Source organism: Pseudomonas sp. R-28-1W-6, assembly GCF_009799925.1.
Classification (GTDB): Bacteria; Pseudomonadota; Gammaproteobacteria; order Pseudomonadales; family Pseudomonadaceae; genus Aquipseudomonas.
In genome coordinates, this window is sequence record NZ_WELK01000013.1 from 41,982 (window position 1) to 60,676 (window position 18,695).

Consider the following 18,695-nt stretch of genomic DNA (forward strand, 5'->3'; position numbering starts at 1 on the left):
TTCATATCAACTGGGCTTGTTCAAAGGCTCGCGAGCTGGATTCAGGCCGTTTTCAACACGGTATGGTCAGCGCGCAGCAGCCTTTGAGCAGGCTCTTAGCGGGCGCGGTAGGTGATACGGCCCTTGCTCAGGTCGTACGGCGTCAGCTCGACGCGGACCTTGTCGCCAGTGAGAATGCGGATGTAGTTCTTGCGCATCTTTCCGGAGATATGCGCGGTAACGACGTGCCCATTTTCCAACTCCACACGGAACATGGTGTTGGGCAGGGTGTCGACGACAGTGCCTTCCATTTCGAAGCTGTCTTCTTTCGACATGCAGTAAAGCCCTCGGTGTCCAATGAATGGCCCGGCGCAACTGGCCCCAGGCAAAAGCGGCGTGCATTGTGCCCGAAAATGCGGCCTGCCGCCAAGGGCTTCAGCTGAGGGCGGTCCAGCGCTGATTGACGAACAGCTCGATGGGGCGGTACTGGGTCTTGTAACTCATCTTCCGGCAGTTCTTGATCCAGTAGCCGAGATAGACCGCCTGCAGGCCCAGTCGAGCGCTTTCGCCGATCTGCCAGAGGATGGCGAAACGGCCCAGGCTGCGGCGTTCTTCATCGGGGTCGTAGAAGGTGTAAACCGCCGAAAGGCCGTTGGGCAGCACATCGGTGACGGCGATGGCGAGCAGGCGCTGGTTCAGGCGGAACTCGTAGAAGCGCGCAAAGGGCAGGTCGCGGACCAGGAAGGTGCTGAACTGGTCGCGGCTGGGCGGGTACATGTCGCCATCGGCATGGCGCTGTTCGATGTAGCGCACGTAGAGGTCGTAGTATTCCTCGTTGAACGCCGGGCGCACGGCGCGCACCTGGATGTCCGCGTTGCGCTTGAGGATGCGCCGCTGCTGGCGGTTGGGGATGAATTGGGCGGCGGGGATGCGGGCCGGGACGCAGGCCGTGCAGCGCTGGCAGTGGGGGCGGTAGAGGTGGTCGCCGCTGCGGCGGAAACCCATCTCGGACAGTTCGGCATACACCTGCACATCCATGGGCTGGCTGGGGTCGAGAAACAGCGTAGTGGCCTGTTCCTCGGGCAGGTAGCTGCAAGGATGTGGCTGGGTGGCGTAGAACTTGAGACGGGCCAGCTCGGTCATGGTCAACCCTCGGGAAAACCCATAAACAAGTGTATGCCAGCCTGGCGGTGTCGCCTAGGCAAGCCAGTCTGCCGAGCTGGGTTGGTCGAGGTAGTGCTGCAGGTAGCTGGCAAACTCGCTGCGCGGTATCGCCCGGGCGCCGAAGCTGTGCAGGTGCTGGGTGTGCATCTGGCAGTCGATCAGGGCGAAACCCCAATGCCGCAGTTTGTCGACCAGGGTGGCGAAGCCGACCTTGGAGGCGTTGTCGCGGCGGCTGAACATCGATTCGCCGAAGAACAGTCGGCCCATGGCCAGGCCATACAGGCCGCCGACCAGCTGCTCGCCTTCCCAGACCTCGACGGAGTGGGCAATGCCTTGGCGGTGCAGCTGCAGGTAGGCATGCTGCATGCTTTCGGTGATCCAGGTGCCGTCGGCGTAGTCGCGCGGTGCGGCGCAGGCCTGGATGACGGCGGCGAAATCGTGGTCGAAGGTGACGCTGAAGCGCTGCTGGCGGATTAGCTTGGCCAGGCTGCGTGACAGGTGGAATTCGTCGGGAAACAGCACGGTGCGCGGGTCTGGCGACCACCACAGCAGCGGCTGGCCTTGCGTGTACCAGGGGAAGCAGCCATGTCGATAGGCGGCGACCAGGCGCGCCGGCGAGAGATCACCGCCAGCCGCGAGCAGGCCATTGGGTTCGCGCAGGGCTTTATCCAGTGGCGGGAAGTCGAGGTTGTCGCGTTGCAGCCAGGTCAGCATGTGGGGGAGTGCAGGGCGGGCGCGTGGCACCCGCCTGCGCGCACCTCAGACGTCGAGGTATTTTTCGGCGTCGAGCGCGGCCATGCAGCCGGCACCGGCCGAGGTGATGGCCTGGCGGTAGACATGGTCGGCCACGTCACCGGCGGCGAACACGCCGTCGATGCTGGTCAGGGTGGCGTTGCCTTCGTTGCCGCCCTGCACGATCAGGTAGCCGTCACGCATTTCCAGTTGGCCCTGGAACAGTTCGGTGTTGGGTTTGTGGCCGATGGCGATGAACACGCCGGCCAGTTGCAGCTCCTTGCTGCTGCCGTCGTCGGTGTTGCGCAGGCGCACGCCGGTCACGCCGCTGGCGTCGCCCAGTACTTCGTCCAGGGTGTGGTTCCAGTGCAGGCGGATATTGCCGTTGGCGGCTTTCTCGAACAGCTTGTCCTGGAGGATCTTCTCCGAGCGCAGCTTGTCGCGGCGATGGATCAGGTGCACTTCCTTGGCGATGTTGGCCAGGTACAGGGCTTCTTCCACGGCGGTGTTGCCGCCGCCGATCACGCAGACCACCTGGTTGCGGTAGAAGAAACCGTCGCAGGTCGCGCAGGCGGATACGCCCTTGCCGGAAAAGGCCTCTTCCGAGGGCAGGCCGAGGTACTGGGCGCTGGCGCCGGTGGCGATGATCAGGGCGTCGCAGGTGTAGGTGGCGTTGTCGCCCTTGAGGGTGAAGGGCTTCTGCTGCAACTCGGCGGTATGGATGTGGTCGTAGACGATCTCGGTATCGAAGCGTTCGGCATGCTCTTGCATGCGCTGCATCAGTGCCGGCCCGGTCAGGCCTTCGACGTCACCCGGCCAGTTGTCGACTTCGGTGGTGGTGGTCAACTGGCCGCCGGGCTGGATGCCGGTGATGACCAGGGGCTTGAGGTTGGCGCGGGCGGCATAGACGGCAGCGGTGTAGCCGGCAGGGCCAGAGCCCAGAATGATCAGGCGTGAATGCTTGACTTCGCTCATAAAAAGACCTCATAAGCCTTTGTCACAAAAGAGAATGCGTGCTCCAATTGAGCCGCAGGTAAGAAGCTGCCGGGTATGCTACACCGAAGCGCAAGGGCCGGCAAAACGCGCCGCCGCGCTGCGCCTGGCATGGCATCGGACCTGTAAATCCGTACAATAGTCCGACTTTAGGTTTTCAACTGATCGTTGGTCGCGCCCAGGGCGCAGGAAAAGCAGCGCTTGAAAAACTCCACTCCTACTGCCCAGGTTCCGCTCTGGCGCCAGCAATTGCACTACCGCCTCAAGGAAGGTGCATTGATCGCACTCGGTGCGCTCTGCCTCTACCTGTGGATGGCGCTGCTGACCTACGACCAGCGTGATCCGGGCTGGAGCCACACCAGCAACGTCGAGCAGGTGCAGAATGCCGCCGGCCGTGCGGGGGCCTGGTTCGCCGATATCCTGTTCATGGTCCTCGGCTATTTCGCCTATGTGTTCCCACTGCTGCTGGCGGTGAAGACCTGGCAGGTATTCCGCAATCGCCACCAGCCCTGGCAGTGGAGCGGCTGGCTGTTCTCCTGGCGCCTGATCGGCCTGGTCTTCCTGGTTCTGGCCGGCGCCGCCCTGGCCGATATCCACTTCCATGATGGCGCCGGCCTGCCGGCCTCGGCCGGTGGTGCGCTGGGCGAGAGCCTCAGTGCGCTGGCGGTCGGCGCCCTGAATATCCAGGGCAGTACGCTGCTGTTCATCTCCCTGTTCCTGTTCGGCCTGACCGTGTTCACCGACCTGTCCTGGTTCAAGGTGATGGATGTCACCGGCAAGATCACCCTGGACCTGATCGAACTGATCAACAGCCTGATCAACCGCTGGTGGAGTGCCCGGGTCGAGCGCAAGCAACTGGTGGCCAAGCTGCGCGAGGTCGATGACCGGGTCAGCGAAGTGGCCGCCCCGGTGGTGCCCGATCGCCGCGAACAGGCCAAGGTCAAGGAGCGTCTGATTGCCCGCGAGGAAGCCCTGACCAAGCACATGAGCGAGCGCGAGAGCCGCCCGGCACCGGTCATTGCACCGCCGCCGGCCCCCAAGGCGCCCGAGCCGAGCAAGCGCGTGCTGAAAGAGAAGCAGGTGCCGCTGTTCGAGGACAGCGCCGTGGCCGGCACCTTGCCGCCGATTTCCCTGCTCGATGTGGCCGAGAAGAAGCAGAAGCAGTATTCCCCCGAGTCCCTGGAGGCCATGTCGCGCCTGCTGGAGATCAAGCTCAAGGAGTTCGGCGTCGAGGTCATGGTCGAGTCCGTGCACCCGGGCCCGGTGATCACCCGCTTCGAGATCCAGCTGGCGCCGGGGGTCAAGGTCAGCCGCATCTCCGGCCTGGCCAAGGACCTGGCGCGCTCGATGGCGATCATCAGCGTGCGCGTGGTCGAAGTGATTCCGGGCAAGACCACCGTGGGCATCGAGATTCCTAACGAAGATCGGCAGATCGTGCGCTTCTCCGAGGTGCTGTCGTCGGCCGAGTACGACGACGCCAAGTCGCCGGTGACCCTGGCCCTGGGCCACGATATCGGCGGCAAGCCGGTGATCACCGACCTGGCCAAGATGCCGCACCTGCTGGTGGCCGGTACCACCGGTTCCGGTAAGTCGGTGGGGGTCAACGCGATGATCCTGTCGATCCTGTTCAAGTCCACGCCGGAAGAGGCGCGGATGATCATGATCGACCCGAAGATGCTCGAACTGTCGATCTACGAGGGCATCCCGCACCTGCTGTGCCCGGTGGTGACCGACATGAAGGAGGCCGCCAACGCCCTGCGCTGGTCGGTCGCCGAGATGGAGCGCCGCTACAAGCTGATGGCCGCCATGGGCGTGCGCAACCTGGCCGGCTTCAACCGCAAGGTCAAGGACGCAGAGGAGGCCGGCACGCCGCTGACCGACCCGCTGTACCGTCGCGAGTCCATGGAAGACGAGGCGCCGCTGCTGAAGAGCCTGCCGACCATAGTCGTGGTGGTCGACGAATTCGCCGACATGATGATGATCGTCGGCAAGAAGGTCGAAGAGCTGATCGCGCGGATTGCGCAGAAGGCCCGCGCCGCCGGTATCCACCTGATCCTCGCCACCCAGCGGCCGTCGGTCGACGTGATCACCGGCCTGATCAAGGCCAACATCCCGACCCGCATGGCCTTCCAGGTTTCCAGCAAGATCGACTCGCGCACCATCCTCGACCAGGGCGGCGCCGAACAGCTGCTCGGCCACGGCGACATGCTCTACCTGCCGCCGGGTACCGGCCTGCCGATCCGCGTACATGGCGCCTTCGTTTCCGACGATGAAGTGCACCGCGTGGTCGAGGCCTGGAAGCAACGCGGCGCGCCGGACTACATCGAGGACATCCTGGCCGGCGTCGAGGAGGCCGGCAGCGGCTTCGACGGCGGCAGCAGCGGTGAAGGCGGCGAGGGCAGCGAGTCCGACCCGCTGTACGACGAAGCGGTCAACTTCGTGCTGGAGAGTCGCCGAGCGTCCATCTCCGCCGTGCAGCGCAAGCTGAAGATCGGCTACAACCGTGCCGCACGCATGATCGAGGCCATGGAGATGGCCGGCGTGGTCACGTCGATGAATACCAATGGCTCGCGCGAAGTGATAGCGCCGAGCCCGGTTCGAGATTAACCCCCAGTTCGTAGATGAAGAGGATTTCCATGCGACTGTTGCGCATGCTGTTGCTGGCCGCCATGGCCTGTCTGGCCATTCCCGCCCAGGCGGACGACGAGGCGGCGGTCAAGCGCCTGACCGAACTGCTCAACCAGGCGCAGACCATCAGCGCCCGTTTCTCCCAGCTGACCCTGGACGGTAGCGGCACCCAGCTGCAGGAAACCGCCGGCCAGCTGGCGCTGAAGCGCCCCGGGCTGTTCCGCTGGCACACCGATGCGCCGCAGGAGCAACTGCTGGTATCCAACGGTGAGAAGGTCTGGCTGTACGACCCGGACCTGATGCAGGTGACCATCCAGACGCTGGATCAGCGCCTGACCCACACCCCGGCGCTGCTGCTGTCCGGCGATGTGTCGAAGATCCGCGAGAACTTCGAGATCAGCTTCAAGGAAGCCGGCGAAGTGGTCGACTTCATGCTCAAGCCGAAGGCCCAGGACACCCTGTTCGACAACCTGCGCCTGTCGTTCCGCCGTGGCGTGATCAACGACATGCAACTGATCGACAGCATCGGCCAGCGCACCAATATCCTGTTCCTCAGCGTGAAGATGAACGAGCAGCTCGACCCCGCGCTGTTCACCTTCGACGTGCCTGAGGGCGCCGACGTCATTCAGGAATAAGAGGCCGCTGCCGCCCCGTATGGACCTGTTTCGCTCCGCCCCCGTCGCCCAGCCCCTGGCCGCGCGTTTGCGCGCGACCAGCCTGGACGAGTACGTCGGTCAGGAGCATGTGCTGGGCCACGGCAAGCCGCTGCGCGAGGCGCTGGAGCAAGGTGCGCTGCACTCGATGATCTTCTGGGGCCCGCCTGGGGTCGGCAAGACCACCCTTGCCAGGCTGCTGGCACAGGTTTCCGAAGCGCACTTCGAAACGATTTCCGCGGTGCTCTCCGGGGTCAAGGAAATCCGTCAGTCGGTGGAAGTGGCCAAGCAGCAGGCCGCCCAGTACGGCCGCCGTACCATCCTCTTCGTCGACGAGGTGCACCGTTTCAACAAGAGCCAGCAGGACGCCTTTCTGCCCTATGTGGAAGACGGCACGCTGATCTTTATCGGTGCGACTACCGAGAACCCGTCTTTCGAACTGAACAATGCGTTGCTCTCGCGCGCCCGTGTCTATGTGCTGAAGAGCCTGGACGAAGCGGCCATGCGCAAGCTGGTGCAGCGTGCACTGACGGAGGACAAGGGCCTGGGCAAACAGCGCCTGAGCCTGCCGGATGAGAGCTTCCAGATCCTCCTGGCCGCCGCCGATGGCGATGGCCGGCGCCTGCTCAACCTGCTGGAAAACGCCGCCGATCTGGCCGAGGACGGCAGCGAGATTGCCCCCGAACTGCTGCAGAACCTGCTCGGCGACAGCCGCCGGCGTTTCGACAAGGGCGGCGAGGCGTTCTACGACCAGATCTCCGCGCTGCACAAGTCGGTACGCGGCTCCAACCCGGACGGCGCGCTGTACTGGTACGCGCGCATGCTCGATGGCGGTTGCGACCCGCTGTACCTGGCGCGGCGCGTGGTGCGCATGGCCAGCGAGGACATCGGCAACGCCGACCCGCGCGCCCTGACCCTGTGCCTCAACGCTTGGGATGTGCAGGAACGCCTGGGCAGCCCGGAAGGCGAGCTGGCCGTGGCCCAGGCCATTGTTTACCTGGCCTGCGCGCCGAAGAGCAACGCCGTGTACATGGGCTTCAAGGCCGCCATGCGCGATGCTGCCGAACACGGCTCGCTGGAAGTGCCGCTGCACCTGCGTAATGCCCCGACCAAATTGATGAAGGAACTCGGCTACGGCGATGAATACCGCTACGCCCATGACGAGCCGGATGCCTACGCCGCCGGCGAGGACTATTTCCCCGAGCAGCTCGAGCCGCAGGCTTACTACCAGCCGGTGCCGCGTGGCCTGGAACTGAAGATTCGCGACAAACTGGCACATCTGGCCGCGCTGGATGCCGCCAGCCCGCGCAAACGGAGAAAGCCATGATCGGCGTGGTCATCGCGGTCGCGTTGGGCGGCATGGTTGGTACCCTGCTGCGTTTCTTTACCAGCAACTGGGTCAGCGCGAACTGGCCGCAGCACTTCTATGGCGCTACCCTGGCGGTCAATATTGTCGGCTGCCTGCTGATCGGCTATCTGTACGGCCTGTTCCTGCTGCGCCCCGAGGTGCCGCTGGAGCTGCGCGCCGGGCTGATGGTGGGCTTCCTTGGCGGCCTGACCACTTTTTCATCCTTCTCCCTCGACACGCTGCGCCTGCTGGAAAGCGGCCAGGCACCGCTGGCCATCGGCTATGCGACTGCCAGCGTGTTGGGCGGTCTGCTCGCCACCTGGGCCGGCCTGACATTAACCAAGCTCTGATCTAGACGAGAACATCCCATGCTCGACTCCAAACTGGTTCGTACCCAACTGCAGGAGATTGCGGACCGCCTGGCTACCCGTGGCTTCCAGCTGGACGTGGCGCGCTTCGAGGCCCTCGAGGCCCAGCGCAAGACCGTGCAGACCCGCACCGAACAGCTGCAAGCCGAGCGCAATACCCGCTCCAAGTCCATCGGCCAGGCCAAGCAGCGTGGCGAGGACATCGCCCCGCTGCTGGCGGAAGTCGACAAGATGGGCAGCGACCTGGAAGAGGGCAAGCGCGAGCTGGACGCCATCCAGACCGAGCTGGACAACCTGCTGCTGAACATCCCCAACCTGCCCGACGAGTCGGTGCCGGTTGGCGAGGACGAAGAGGGCAACGTCGAGGTATCGCGCTGGGGCACGCCGCGCAGCTTCGACTTCCCGGTGCAGGACCACGTGGCCCTCGGCGAGCAGCATGGCTGGCTGGACTTCGAGACCGCCGCCAAGCTGTCCGGCGCCCGTTTCGCCCTGCTGCGCGGGCCGATTGCCCGTCTCCACCGCGCCCTGGCGCAGTTTATGCTCAACCTGCATACCGCCGAGCACGGCTACGAGGAGGCCTACACGCCTTACCTGGTCCAGGCCTCCGCGCTGCAGGGCACCGGCCAGCTGCCGAAGTTCGAGGAAGACCTGTTCAAGATCCAGCGCGACGAGCAGGCCGACCTGTACCTGATCCCGACCGCCGAAGTGTCGCTGACCAACATCGTCGCCGGCGCGATCCTCGACGCCAAGCAGCTGCCGCTCAAGTTCGTCGCCCACACCCCCTGCTTCCGCAGCGAAGCCGGTGCCTCGGGCCGCGACACCCGCGGCATGATCCGTCAGCACCAGTTCGACAAGGTCGAGATGGTGCAGATCGTCGAGCCGTCCAAGTCCTTCGAAGCCCTGGAAAGCCTGACCGGCAACGCCGAGCGCGTGCTGCAGCTGCTCGAGCTGCCGTACCGCAAGTTGGCGCTGTGCACCGGCGACATGGGCTTCGGCGCGGTGAAGACCTATGATCTGGAAGTCTGGGTGCCGAGCCAGGACAAGTACCGCGAGATTTCCTCCTGCTCCAACTGCGGCGACTTCCAGGCCCGCCGCATGCAGGCGCGCTACCGCAACCCGGAAACCGGCAAGCCGGAGCTGGTGCACACCCTCAACGGCTCCGGCCTGGCGGTGGGGCGTACCCTGGTGGCGGTGCTGGAGAACTACCAGCAGGCCGACGGCAGCATCCGCGTGCCGGAGGTGCTGAAGCCCTATATGGCCGGTATCGAAGTCATCGGCTGAGGTTCTGGTATAGAGTCGCAAGATACGGGGTGGCCAGTGCTGCCCCGTTTTGTTTTGTCCGATCGAGAGCGTGCGCCATGGATTTTCTCCCCCTGTTCCACAAACTGCAGGATCGCCTGGTGCTGGTTGTCGGCGGTGGCGAAGTGGCGTTGCGCAAGGCGCGCCTGCTGGTCGAGGCCGGTGCGATCCTGCGCGTGGTGGCCCCGGCGATTCGTGACGAGCTGCGCGAGCTGGCCGGGGCGCACGCCCAGGTGCTGCTGCGTGGTTACCAGGCGAGTGATCTGGACGGCGTGGGCCTGGTGATCGCCGCCACCGACGACGAGCCGCTGAATGCGCAGATTTCCGCCCAGGCCCAGGCGCGTGGCATTCCGGTCAACGTGGTGGATGCGCCCAAGCTGTGCAGCGTGATCTTCCCGGCCATCGTCGACCGCTCGCCGCTGATCGTCGCCGTCACCAGTGGCGGCGACGCGCCGGTGCTGGCGCGGCTGATCCGCGCCAAGATCGAGACCTGGATTCCCGCCACCTACGGTCAGCTGGCCGGCCTGGCGAAGAAGTTCCGCGCCCAGGTCAAGGGCCTTTTCCCCGATGTGCAGCAGCGCCGGGTGTTCTGGGAGGACGTGTTCCAGGGCCAGATCGCCGAAAGCGTATTTGCCGGCAAGCTGGGTGAGGGCGAGCGCCAGCTCGAGGCGAAGATCGCCGGCATCGCGCCGCGCGCCCTGGGTGAGGTCTACCTGGTCGGCGCCGGCCCGGGCGATCCGGACCTGCTGACCTTTCGCGCCCTGCGCCTGATGCAGCAGGCCGATGTGGTGCTGTATGACCGCCTGGTGGCGCCGGCCATCGTCGACCTGTGCCGCCGCGATGCCGACCGCATCTACGTCGGCAAGCAGCGCTCGGCCCACGCGGTGCCGCAGGAGGAGATCAACCAGCTGCTGGTCGACCTGGCCAAACAGGGCAAACGGGTACTGCGCCTCAAGGGGGGCGACCCGTTCATCTTCGGCCGCGGTGGCGAGGAAATCGAGGAGCTGGCGGCCCAGGGCATCCCGTTCCAGGTGGTGCCGGGCATCACCGCGGCCTCGGGCTGCGCGGCCTACGCCGGGATTCCGCTGACCCATCGCGACCATGCGCAGTCGGTGCGCTTTGTCACCGGCCATCTCAAGGACGGCAGCAGCAACCTGCCCTGGGGCGAGCTGAGTGCGCCGGGGCAGACCCTGGTGTTCTACATGGGCCTGGTCGGGCTGCCGGCCATCTGCGCGGAGCTGATCCGCCATGGTCGCGCCGCGGATACCCCGGCGGCCCTGGTGCAGCAGGGCACCACGCAGAACCAGCGGGTGTTCACCGGCACCCTGGCCAACCTGCCGCAGCTGGTGGCTGAGCATGAGGTGCACGCGCCGACCCTGGTGATAGTCGGCGAGGTGGTGCAGTTGCGGGAGAAACTGGCCTGGTTCGAAGGGGCTCAGGCAGGCGTTTGAAGGCGCGTATCCCAGACCACCTGTGCGCGGGCGAGGGCGCTTTCGCGCGGCTCGCCCAAGGCACGTAGGCCCAGGGCGATGGTGCTGAGCACGGCCAGGCGAGCGTAGGAGTCTTCCACCTCGCCCTTCCAGAAGGCCAGCAGATGCGCCGGGTCGAGCCGTTCCGGCTTGACGTGGCGCTGGGCGGTCAGCGCCGGCCACTCCTCGTCCCAGTTCGCCCCATGCGCGGTGCCATACAGATGGCAGGCACCGTCCGGATTGACCTCGATCTCGCCACCTTCGCCCTTGATCACGATGGCCGTGTCGCCGAGCAGCTGGCTGGCTTCGCGGTGGGTGGCCTGGTAGCCGGGGTGGAAGATGCTCTGCATTACGCAGCGCGCCGCCAGCGGGTTGAGAATGCGCGCCAGCGAGTGGATCGGCGAGCGCAGGCCGAGGGTGTTGCGCAGGTCGATCATGCGTTGCAGCTGCGGCGCCCAGGCGCCCAGCGGGGTGAAGGCCAGGTTGTGTCGGTCCAGGCTCTCGGCAACTTCCGCCCACGACTGGCAGACCGGGATGGCGAGCGGTTCCAGCAGTTGCTCGCTGTACAGGCGTCCGGCGGTGTGTGCGCCGCCGCCATGCAAGTGGATGCGCACGCCGCTGGCGGCCAGGGCTTTGACGGCCAGGAGGAACCAGGGCAGGTGGCGCTTCTTGCCGGCATAGCTGGGCCAGTCCAGGTCGACGGCGATCGACGGCGCCTGCAGGCGCTCACGCAGGGCCTCGGTGAAGCCGGCCAGTTCCTCGGCGCTTTCCTCCTTGTGCCGCAGCAGCATGAGGAAGGCGCCCAGCTGGGTGTCCTCGACCTTGCCGTCGAGCAGCAGGCCCATGGCTTCGCGGGCCTCCTCGCGGCTCATGTTGCGGGCGCCGCGCTTGCCCTTGCCGAGGATGCGCACGAACTGGGCGAAGGGGTGTTCCGGTGGGGCTACGAGGATCATGGGCGCTACTTTCACAGGCAATTGGTCGGTTTCGGCAGGCCAGCCAGCTTGGCGGCGAGCTTGGCGGGCGTGCCCTTGAACAGGCGGTTGAGGTGCAGGCTGTTGCCCTTTTCCGGGCCTAGCTTGAGGGCCACGTACTTGATCAGCGGGCGGCTGGCCGGCGACAGCTGGAACTCGCGGTAGAAGGCGCGCAGCAGCTCGAGGATTTCCCAGTGCTCGGCACTCAGCTGCAGCTCTTCGCCGGCGGCCAGGGCCTCGGCGACCGCGGGCGACCAGTCGGTCAGCTCGACCAGGTAGCCGTCCTTGTCCAGGGCGATGCTGCGGCCAGCGACGATCAGGTTGCTCATAGCCAGCTGTTGACCTTGGCGTAGGCCGCGCACAGCTCGACGAAGGCCGGGTAGTCGACCACCCGGGCGCGTGCCGGGGCCGCCAGGTTGCGCGCCTGCAGGTCTTCTTCCAGGGCGAACAGGCCGATGCCCACCGGCATCAGCAGCAGGGCCTGCAGTTGCGCGCTGCCGGGTTGCAGGGCATACACGGCGTCGCCGCTGAGCAGCAGGCCGTCCTGCGGGCCGAGCAGGCGCAGGCAGCTGCTCAGGCGGCTGTCGCTGAAGGGCGAGTGGGAAAGCAGATGCAGAGTGGCCATCAGAGCGTGATCACCTGGTCGTAGCGGTCGATAAGCTGGGTCAGGCCGGCATCGTCGAGGCATTCGACCGGCAGGGCCAGTTGCTGCCCGGCCAGGCCGCGCTCGCTGAGGCTGCGGCTGGAGACGTACAGCGACTCGACGCCGAACAGCGGCAGGGCCTGCAGGTTGGCGGTCAGGTCCTTCTGCTGCAGGGCGGCGGGTTGCTGCTGCGGCAGGAGCTGGAAAACGCCGTCATCGAGAAACAGCAGGCCCAGCGGCAGGTCGAAGGCGCCGCCGGCCAGGGCGATGTCCAGGGCCTCGCGGGCGCTGGGGCCGGCCCAGGGCGCCTGGCGGCTTATCAGCAGCAGGGATTTGCTCATCAGTGGCCTCCGAAGCAGACCAGGCGGTCGGCCAGCTGGTTGGCTTCATGCAGCTGGCCCAGGCCGGACAGTTCCCAGGGCGCGCCGAGGTTGGCGGCCGGCTTCTGGTAGCGCTGCGCCTCTTCCTCGTTGAGCACGCCGCGGCGCAGGGCGGCGGCGATGCACACCACGGCGTCCAGTTGCTGCCGGGCGACAAAATCGCGCCAGGCGGCCGGCAGGTCCAGCTCGTCCTGGGCGCTGACCACATTGGCGGAGGCGCTGTGGACGCCGTCCTGATAGAAGAACAGGCGGACGATTTCATGCCCGCCCGCAATCACCGCCTCGGCAAAGCGCAGGGCGCGGCGCGAGGAGGGCAGATGGGCCGGGGCGAACAGGGCGATGGCGAATTTCATGACGATTCCGCGAACTGACTCTGCGCCATGATAAAGGCAGAACGGCGCAGATGCTTGTCGCAGACACGAAAAAGCCCGCCGAAGCGGGCTTCTTCGTAGCAGGAACGACTCAGTCGTCGCTGCCCATGATGCCGAAGATCTGCAGCAGGCTGATGAACAGGTTGTAGATCGATACATACAGGCTGATGGTGGCCATGATGTAGTTGCGCTCACCGCCGTGGATGATCGCGCTGGTCTGGAACAGGATGGCCGCCGAGGAGAACAGCACGAAGCCGGCGCTGATGGCCAGCTGCAGGCCGCTGATCTCGAAGAACAGACCGGCCACCATGGCGCCCAGCAGGACGAAAAACCCGGCGGTGATGAAGCCGGCCAGGAAGCTCATGTCCTTGCGGGTGGTCAGCACGTAGGCGGACAGGCCGAAGAACACCAGGGCGGTCATGGCGAAGGCCGAACTGACGACTTCGGAGCCGCCGCTCATGCCCAGGTAGCGGTTGAGGATCGGGCCCAGGGTGTAGCCCATGAAGCCAGTCAGGGCGAAGGTGCTGAGCAGGCCCCAGGAGGAGTTGCGCAGCTTCATGGTCAGGAAGAACAGACCATAGAAGCCCACCAGGGTCACGATGATGCCCGGATGGCCGACCTGCATCTGTTGCGAGACAAAGGCGACCAGGCCGCTGAACGCCAGGGTCAGGGCCAGCAGGCCATAGGTGTTGCGCAGGACCTTGCTGACTTCCAGCTGGTCAGCTTGCGCGTGATTCAGCGCGTAATCTTGTTCGTGCATGACAACTCTCCTGAGCGGCGAAATTGGTTCCGTGACCGCGGTCGAAGGGATCATAACAGAGCGTGCACAACTGCCAATTACGAGAGTTTGACAGTGTGTTGCGTTCCGGTAAGATTGCCGCCCGCAGCAAACGCCGGAAGCGTGGCAGAGCGGTTGAATGCAACGGTCTTGAAAACCGTCGAAGGGGAAACTCTTCCGTGAGTTCGAATCTCACCGCTTCCGCCAAATACATACCTAAAAGCCCCGTGTTCCGGGGCTTTTTCGTTTCTGCTGGGTGCCGGGCCACACGTTGGCTAGAGCCCAAGGTGATGCCACTCAAGTGGATGGCATCGCATGCTTGGGCCCACCTGCGGTTGCTCCAGAAAGCGTCCACCCCGAGGCGGCTGGAGCGCCAATAAGAACAGTGCGTACCACCCGCGGTACCGACTACCTTGGCATTCACTACACCCGGCAGCTCATACTTTTCGAAGCACCTGAAGATATGCGCTCGTACGAGTTTGCATTCGATCTTAAGCGGCATGGTTCAGCCATGAAGGCTGGGCGCTCGTAGAATCTCGCTCTTGGCTAACTCGCACGGCTTGCTGATGACCAGCGTCAGCATTGTGGTGACGAGGTGTGCAGGCGCATCTGCGGCAGAGCTTCCATGCCGAACACCTGGTGAGCCAACCCTGGGCTCAGCACGTGCAGCCGAATTCGGTGGTCATCCCGAGCGCAAAAAACTGACCTGGGTCAATGACTGATGCAATCGCTCGGCAAACGGGCGATTTAGTCATGAAAAGAGAAATCGCTGTCGCCGAATGAAAGGTCGGCGTGGTCCCTCCCTCCTAAATTCCCCCCTCACGGCCTGTCTCGCGGAGCCCGCTGCGGCTCATTGCGCGCAGTTGCCGCAATGCCCGTTCGACGAACGACGTACCCCCCTGAGGATAAGAAGATGCGCGTAGAACAACTCACTTGCAGTATCGGCGCCGAGCTGGTCGGCGTGAACCTGGCCGATGCCGTCCACGACGACGGTCTATTCAGCGAGATCAAGGACCTGCTGCTGCAGCACAAGGCGCTGTTCCTGCGCGATCAGGACATCTCGCGCCCGGACCATGTGGCCTTCGCCCGCCGTCTCGGCGAGCTGGAAGATCACCCGATGGCGCCGACCCATCCGCAAGCGCCGGGCCTGGTGCAGATCTACAAGCGTCCCGAGCAGCCGATCGACCGCTACGAGAATGCCTGGCACAGCGACGGCTCCTGGCGCGAGACCCCGGCCATGGGCTGCGTGCTGCGCTGCGTGGAATGCCCAACCGTAGGCGGCGATACCCTGTGGGCGAACATGGCGCTGGCCTACGAGAACCTGCCGCGCGAGATCAAGCAGCGGATCGAGGACCTGCGCGCCAGCCACAGCTTCGAGTCGTCCTTCGCCGCGGCCATGCCGATCGATAAGCGTCTGGCGATGAAGGCCGAGTACCCGGACGCCGAGCATCCGGTGGTACGCACCCATCCGGAAACCGGCGAGAAGATCCTCTACGTCAACGCCTTCACCACCCACTTCACCAACTACCACACCAAGGAGCGCGTGCGTTTCGGCCAGGACGCCAACCCCGGCGCCGCCGATCTGTTGCGCTACCTTGTCAGCCAGGCCTTCATCCCCGAGTACCAGGTGCGCTGGCGCTGGCAGCCCAACAGCATCGCCATCTGGGACAACCGCAGCACCCAGCACTATGCCGTCATGGATTACCCGGCCTGCCACCGCAAGATGGAGCGCGCCGCGATCATCGGCGACAAGCCGTTCTGATCCCCGCCCGACAACCACCACAACAACGCCATATCCGAGGAAAACACCATGAACTTCATCGATGGTTCGCTGTTTGTCGAAAACATGCAGAAACTGGTCATCACCGCCGCCCCCTACGGCCCGGAGTGGATGCCGTCCGATTTCCCCGAAGACATCCCGGTGAGCATGCAGGCGCAGATTCAGAAGGCGGTCGACTGCTACAACGCCGGCGCCACCGTGCTCCATGTGCACGTACGGGAAGAAGACGGCAAGGGCTCCAAGCGCCTGTCCAAGTTCAACGAACTGCTGGCCGGCATCCGCGAGGCCTGCCCGGGCATGATCCTGCAGGTTGGCGGCTCGATCTCCTTCGCCCCGGAAAACGAAGGCGATACCGCCAAGTGGCTGAGCGACGACACCCGGCACATGCTGGCCGAGCTCAAGCCGACCCCGGACCAGGTGACCATCGCCATCAACACCAACCAGATGAACGTCTGCGAGCAGATGACCGCCGCCGACATCCGCGGCACCTCGCTGGCCGATCCGGCGATGCTGGCGGCCTACCAGGAGATGACCATCCCGGCCGGCCCGGCCTGGGTCGAGGAACACATCCGCCGTCTGTCCGCGAACAAGATCCAGACCCACTTCCAGCTGGCCAACATCACCCAGCTCAACACCGTCGAGCGCATGATGCGCCGCGGCGTGTGCAACGTGCCGCTGATCCTCACCTGGGTGGCCATCGGTGGCGGCTTCGACTCGCCCAACCCCTACGACCTGGCCAACTTCGTGCGCGCCTGCCCGGACGGCTCGGTGCTGACCCTGGAAACCAGCATGCGCAACGTGCTGCCGCTGAACATGATGGCCATCGCCCTGGGTCTGCATGTGCGCTGCGGCATCGAGGACAACATCTGGAACCAGCGCCAGACCGGCAAGATGACCAGCGTCGAGCAGATCGAGCAGCTGGTGCGCCTGTCCCGCGAGTTCGGCCGCGAGGTGGCCAATGGCGAGGAGGCCCGGCAGATCTACAAGGTCGGCACCTTCTACGAGAACGCCGACGAGACCCTGGCCAAGAACGGCTTCGCGCCCAACCGCAAGCCGGGGCAGGTGGGCTTCACCCAGCACGGCTGAAGCGTGGCGGCCCCTCGCCGGCCGGCGAGGGGCCCGCTTTGACAGGCCCTGCGCTGGGTTTTGCGCCGTCGGGCCCGGCCGAGTCAGTCTGTCATGAAATGAGAAGTCACTGTCGTCTGATGAGAAGCGCTTAGGCGGCCTGCGGCTTACAGTCCAATCAACGCAAATCGGCGCAGTTCGCCCAGATCGCAGATTGGAGAGAAACAGGCATGGCCAAAGCCGTACGCTTTTACGAAACCGGTGGTCCCGAAGTCCTTCGTTACGAGGATGTCGAGGTGGGCGATCCGGGTCCGGGTCAGGTTCGTCTGCGCCACGTCGCAGTGGGCCTGAACTACGCCGACACCTATTTCCGCAACGGCACCTACCCGATTCCGCTGCCCAACGGCATGGGCGTGGAAGCGTCCGGCGTGGTGCAGGCGGTGGGCGAGGGGGTGAGCAACGTCACGGTCGGCGACCGTGTCACCTACACCGGCTTCCTCAACACCCTCGGCGCCTACAGCACCGAGCGCCTGATTTCTGCCGCGCCGCTGATCAAGCTGCCCGACACCATCGCCTTCGAGACGGCTGCGGCCATGACCATGCGTGGTCTGACCTCGTCCTACCTGATGCGCCGCATCTATGACTTCAAGCCGGGCGACAGCATCCTGTTGCACGCCGCCGCCGGTGGCGTCGGCCTGATCGTCTCGCAGTGGGCCAAGCTGCTCGGCCTCAAGGTGATCGGCACCGTGTCCAGCGAGGCCAAGGCCGAGATCGCCCGTGCCCATGGCTGCGATCACACCATCAACTACAGCCATGAAGACGTCGCCCAGCGCGTGCGCGAGCTGACCGATGGCGTCGGCGTCAATGTGGTGTTCGACAGCGTCGGCAAGAACACCTTCGCCGGCTCGCTGGATTCGCTCAAGCGCCGCGGTCTGATGGTCTGCGTCGGCACCGCCTCCGGCCCGATCCCGCCGTTCGACCCGGTACTGCTGGCGATGAAAGGCTCGCTGTACCTGACCCGCCCGGCCCTGGCCGACTACATCGCCGACCCGGCGGAGAAGGCGGCCCTGGCTGGCGAGCTGTTCGATCACGTCGGCAGTGGCCGGATCAAGATCGAGATCAACCAGCACTACGCCCTGCAGGATGCCGTGCAGGCACACCGCGACCTGGAGTCGCGCAAGACCACCGGCTCATCCATCTTCGTCATCTGAGGAGGCCCGTCATGCAAGTCGAACAACTGACCTGCGCCATCGGCGCCGAGCTGGTCGGCGTGAACCTGGCCGACGCCATTCATGACGACGGCCTGTTCGCCGAGATCCGCGCCCAGCTGCTCAAGCACCGCGTGCTGTTCCTGCGCGAGCAGACCTTCAGCCGGGCCGAGCACGTGGCCTTCGCCCGCCGTTTCGGCGAGCTGGAGGACCACCCGGTGGCCGGCAGCGACCCGGAGCACCCGGGCCTGGTGCAGATCTACAAGCGCCCGGATCAGCCGATGGATCGCTACGAGAACGCCTGGCACACCGATGCCACCTGGCGCGAGGCGCCGCCGCTGGGCTGCGTGCTGCGCTGCATCGAGTGCCCGCCGGTGGGTGGCGACACCATGTGGGCGAACATGGCCCTGGCCTACGAGAACCTGCCGGCCGACGTGAAGGCGAAGATCGAAGGCCTGCGTGCGCGTCATAGCATCGAGGCCAGCTTCGGCGCGGCCATGCCGATCGACAAGCGCCTGGCACTCAAGGCGCAGTACCCGGACGCCGAGCACCCGGTGGTGCGCACCCACCCGGAAACCGGCGAGAAGGTGTTGTTCGTCAACGCCTTCACCACCCACTTCAGCAACTACCACACCCCCGAGCGGGTGCGCTTCGGCCAGGACGCCAATCCCGGTGCCGCCGACCTGCTGCGCTACCTGGTCAGCCAGGCGTACATCCCCGAGTACCAGGTGCGCTGGCGCTGGCAGCCGAACAGCGTGGCCATCTGGGACAACCGCAGCACCCAGCATTACGCCGTCATGGACTACCCGCCGTGCCATCGCAAGATGGAACGTGCCGGGATCATCGGTGACAAGACCTACTGAGTC

The 18,695-nt window shown here is 65.3% G+C and carries 20 protein-coding genes and 1 tRNA gene; 11 read left to right on the forward strand and 10 right to left on the reverse strand.

All coding sequences use genetic code 11. The features are described from left to right. Window positions 1-95: 95 nt before the first annotated feature. From infA to trxB, 4 genes are all read right to left on the reverse strand, one after another. Entirely contained in the window at window positions 96-314 is a 219-nt protein-coding gene (gene infA / locus F3I62_RS18160; RefSeq protein ID WP_002553999.1) for a translation initiation factor IF-1, read from the reverse strand. Between the two features lie 100 nt (window positions 315-414). Beyond that, window positions 415-1,122: an arginyltransferase gene (locus F3I62_RS18165; protein WP_160491054.1), complete on the reverse strand. Its 708-nt coding sequence runs from the start codon at window positions 1,120-1,122 to the stop codon at window positions 415-417. A 54-nt stretch (window positions 1,123-1,176) separates the two neighbouring features. Continuing rightward, window positions 1,177-1,857 carry a leucyl/phenylalanyl-tRNA--protein transferase gene (gene aat, locus F3I62_RS18170; protein WP_160491055.1) on the reverse strand — a complete coding sequence of 227 codons (681 nt, stop codon included), beginning with the start codon at window positions 1,855-1,857 and terminating at the stop codon, window positions 1,177-1,179. 45 nt (window positions 1,858-1,902) lie between these two features. Beyond that, window positions 1,903-2,850: a thioredoxin-disulfide reductase gene (gene trxB, locus F3I62_RS18175; protein WP_160491056.1), complete on the reverse strand. Its 948-nt coding sequence runs from the start codon at window positions 2,848-2,850 to the stop codon at window positions 1,903-1,905. Between the two features lie 219 nt (window positions 2,851-3,069). Here trxB and ftsK point away from each other — a divergent pair, with 219 nt between their 5' ends. The 6 genes from ftsK to cysG all read left to right on the forward strand — a co-directional run bounded on the left by ftsK (window position 3,070) and on the right by cysG (window position 10,615). Continuing rightward, window positions 3,070-5,475 (forward strand): DNA translocase FtsK, encoded by a 2,406-nt coding sequence (ftsK, locus tag F3I62_RS18180; RefSeq protein ID WP_160491057.1) that lies wholly within the window; start codon window positions 3,070-3,072, stop codon window positions 5,473-5,475. Between the two features lie 29 nt (window positions 5,476-5,504). Next, window positions 5,505-6,131 (forward strand): outer membrane lipoprotein chaperone LolA, encoded by a 627-nt coding sequence (gene lolA, locus F3I62_RS18185; protein ID WP_160491058.1) that lies wholly within the window; start codon window positions 5,505-5,507, stop codon window positions 6,129-6,131. Window positions 6,132-6,150: 19 nt separating this feature from the next. Continuing rightward, window positions 6,151-7,476 carry a replication-associated recombination protein A gene (locus F3I62_RS18190; protein ID WP_160491059.1) on the forward strand — a complete coding sequence of 442 codons (1,326 nt, stop codon included), beginning with the start codon at window positions 6,151-6,153 and terminating at the stop codon, window positions 7,474-7,476. Next, complete coding sequence (gene crcB / locus F3I62_RS18195; protein ID WP_160491060.1) at window positions 7,473-7,847, forward strand: fluoride efflux transporter CrcB; 375 nt, start codon at window positions 7,473-7,475, stop codon at window positions 7,845-7,847. The genes F3I62_RS18190 and crcB overlap by 4 nt, the downstream gene beginning before the upstream one ends. A gap of 18 nt (window positions 7,848-7,865) precedes the next feature. After that, a complete protein-coding gene (serS, locus tag F3I62_RS18200; RefSeq protein ID WP_160491061.1) occupies window positions 7,866-9,146 on the forward strand; it encodes a serine--tRNA ligase in 1,281 nt (426 codons plus the stop codon). A 77-nt stretch (window positions 9,147-9,223) separates the two neighbouring features. After that, complete coding sequence (gene cysG, locus F3I62_RS18205; protein WP_160491062.1) at window positions 9,224-10,615, forward strand: siroheme synthase CysG; 1,392 nt, start codon at window positions 9,224-9,226, stop codon at window positions 10,613-10,615. Here the strand turns inward: cysG and F3I62_RS18210 are convergent. The 6 genes from F3I62_RS18210 to F3I62_RS18235 all read right to left on the reverse strand — a co-directional run bounded on the left by F3I62_RS18210 (window position 10,600) and on the right by F3I62_RS18235 (window position 13,758). After that, window positions 10,600-11,586: a glycosyl transferase family protein gene (locus F3I62_RS18210; RefSeq protein ID WP_160491063.1), complete on the reverse strand. Its 987-nt coding sequence runs from the start codon at window positions 11,584-11,586 to the stop codon at window positions 10,600-10,602. The two genes, cysG and F3I62_RS18210, sit on opposite strands and share 16 nt — an antisense overlap. Window positions 11,587-11,597: 11 nt before the next feature. Then, on the reverse strand, window positions 11,598-11,933 hold the full coding sequence (locus F3I62_RS18215; RefSeq protein ID WP_160491064.1) for a TusE/DsrC/DsvC family sulfur relay protein: 336 nt from the start codon (window positions 11,931-11,933) through the stop codon (window positions 11,598-11,600). Further along, the gene (tusB, locus tag F3I62_RS18220) at window positions 11,930-12,229 is read right to left on the reverse strand and encodes a sulfurtransferase complex subunit TusB (protein WP_160491065.1); all 300 of its coding nucleotides are present in this window, start codon (window positions 12,227-12,229) and stop codon (window positions 11,930-11,932) included. Before tusB ends, F3I62_RS18215 begins: the two co-directional genes overlap by 4 nt. Further along, complete coding sequence (gene tusC, locus F3I62_RS18225) at window positions 12,229-12,588, reverse strand: sulfurtransferase complex subunit TusC (protein WP_160491066.1); 360 nt, start codon at window positions 12,586-12,588, stop codon at window positions 12,229-12,231. The genes tusB and tusC overlap by 1 nt, the downstream gene beginning before the upstream one ends. After that, complete coding sequence (gene tusD / locus F3I62_RS18230) at window positions 12,588-12,980, reverse strand: sulfurtransferase complex subunit TusD (protein WP_160491067.1); 393 nt, start codon at window positions 12,978-12,980, stop codon at window positions 12,588-12,590. Before tusD ends, tusC begins: the two co-directional genes overlap by 1 nt. Before the next feature lie 109 nt (window positions 12,981-13,089). After that, window positions 13,090-13,758 carry a Bax inhibitor-1/YccA family protein gene (locus tag F3I62_RS18235; RefSeq protein ID WP_160491068.1) on the reverse strand — a complete coding sequence of 223 codons (669 nt, stop codon included), beginning with the start codon at window positions 13,756-13,758 and terminating at the stop codon, window positions 13,090-13,092. Between the two features lie 135 nt (window positions 13,759-13,893). Here F3I62_RS18235 and F3I62_RS18240 point away from each other — a divergent pair. From F3I62_RS18240 to F3I62_RS18260, 5 genes are all read left to right on the forward strand, one after another. Next, a tRNA-Ser gene (locus F3I62_RS18240) sits at window positions 13,894-13,983 on the forward strand. 706 nt (window positions 13,984-14,689) lie between these two features. Then, a complete protein-coding gene (locus F3I62_RS18245) occupies window positions 14,690-15,538 on the forward strand; it encodes a TauD/TfdA family dioxygenase (RefSeq protein ID WP_160491069.1) in 849 nt (282 codons plus the stop codon). A gap of 48 nt (window positions 15,539-15,586) precedes the next feature. Continuing rightward, window positions 15,587-16,642: a 3-keto-5-aminohexanoate cleavage protein gene (locus F3I62_RS18250; protein ID WP_160491070.1), complete on the forward strand. Its 1,056-nt coding sequence runs from the start codon at window positions 15,587-15,589 to the stop codon at window positions 16,640-16,642. 209 nt (window positions 16,643-16,851) lie between these two features. After that, a complete protein-coding gene (locus F3I62_RS18255) occupies window positions 16,852-17,832 on the forward strand; it encodes a quinone oxidoreductase (protein WP_160491071.1) in 981 nt (326 codons plus the stop codon). Window positions 17,833-17,843: 11 nt separating this feature from the next. Then, complete coding sequence (locus F3I62_RS18260) at window positions 17,844-18,692, forward strand: TauD/TfdA family dioxygenase (protein ID WP_160491072.1); 849 nt, start codon at window positions 17,844-17,846, stop codon at window positions 18,690-18,692. Window positions 18,693-18,695: the final 3 nt, after the last annotated feature.

What these genes read in the sequence shown, in the direction of transcription:
- tusB (WP_160491065.1), bottom strand. Translation starts at nt 12,229, where the DNA reads ATGGCCACTCTGCATCTGCTTTCCCACTCGCCCTTCAGCGACAGCCGC.
- trxB (WP_160491056.1), bottom strand. Translation starts at nt 2,850, where the DNA reads ATGAGCGAAGTCAAGCATTCACGCCTGATCATTCTGGGCTCTGGCCCT.
- F3I62_RS18235 (WP_160491068.1), bottom strand. Translation starts at nt 13,758, where the DNA reads ATGCACGAACAAGATTACGCGCTGAATCACGCGCAAGCTGACCAGCTG.
- F3I62_RS18255 (WP_160491071.1), top strand. Translation starts at nt 16,852, where the DNA reads ATGGCCAAAGCCGTACGCTTTTACGAAACCGGTGGTCCCGAAGTCCTT.
- F3I62_RS18210 (WP_160491063.1), bottom strand. Translation starts at nt 11,586, where the DNA reads ATGATCCTCGTAGCCCCACCGGAACACCCCTTCGCCCAGTTCGTGCGC.
- serS (WP_160491061.1), top strand. Translation starts at nt 7,866, where the DNA reads ATGCTCGACTCCAAACTGGTTCGTACCCAACTGCAGGAGATTGCGGAC.
- infA (WP_002553999.1), bottom strand. Translation starts at nt 314, where the DNA reads ATGTCGAAAGAAGACAGCTTCGAAATGGAAGGCACTGTCGTCGACACC.
- F3I62_RS18190 (WP_160491059.1), top strand. Translation starts at nt 6,151, where the DNA reads ATGGACCTGTTTCGCTCCGCCCCCGTCGCCCAGCCCCTGGCCGCGCGT.
- tusD (WP_160491067.1), bottom strand. Translation starts at nt 12,980, where the DNA reads ATGAAATTCGCCATCGCCCTGTTCGCCCCGGCCCATCTGCCCTCCTCG.
- F3I62_RS18260 (WP_160491072.1), top strand. Translation starts at nt 17,844, where the DNA reads ATGCAAGTCGAACAACTGACCTGCGCCATCGGCGCCGAGCTGGTCGGC.
- lolA (WP_160491058.1), top strand. Translation starts at nt 5,505, where the DNA reads ATGCGACTGTTGCGCATGCTGTTGCTGGCCGCCATGGCCTGTCTGGCC.
- tusC (WP_160491066.1), bottom strand. Translation starts at nt 12,588, where the DNA reads ATGAGCAAATCCCTGCTGCTGATAAGCCGCCAGGCGCCCTGGGCCGGC.
- F3I62_RS18250 (WP_160491070.1), top strand. Translation starts at nt 15,587, where the DNA reads ATGAACTTCATCGATGGTTCGCTGTTTGTCGAAAACATGCAGAAACTG.
- aat (WP_160491055.1), bottom strand. Translation starts at nt 1,857, where the DNA reads ATGCTGACCTGGCTGCAACGCGACAACCTCGACTTCCCGCCACTGGAT.
- crcB (WP_160491060.1), top strand. Translation starts at nt 7,473, where the DNA reads ATGATCGGCGTGGTCATCGCGGTCGCGTTGGGCGGCATGGTTGGTACC.
- F3I62_RS18245 (WP_160491069.1), top strand. Translation starts at nt 14,690, where the DNA reads ATGCGCGTAGAACAACTCACTTGCAGTATCGGCGCCGAGCTGGTCGGC.
- cysG (WP_160491062.1), top strand. Translation starts at nt 9,224, where the DNA reads ATGGATTTTCTCCCCCTGTTCCACAAACTGCAGGATCGCCTGGTGCTG.
- F3I62_RS18215 (WP_160491064.1), bottom strand. Translation starts at nt 11,933, where the DNA reads ATGAGCAACCTGATCGTCGCTGGCCGCAGCATCGCCCTGGACAAGGAC.
- F3I62_RS18165 (WP_160491054.1), bottom strand. Translation starts at nt 1,122, where the DNA reads ATGACCGAGCTGGCCCGTCTCAAGTTCTACGCCACCCAGCCACATCCT.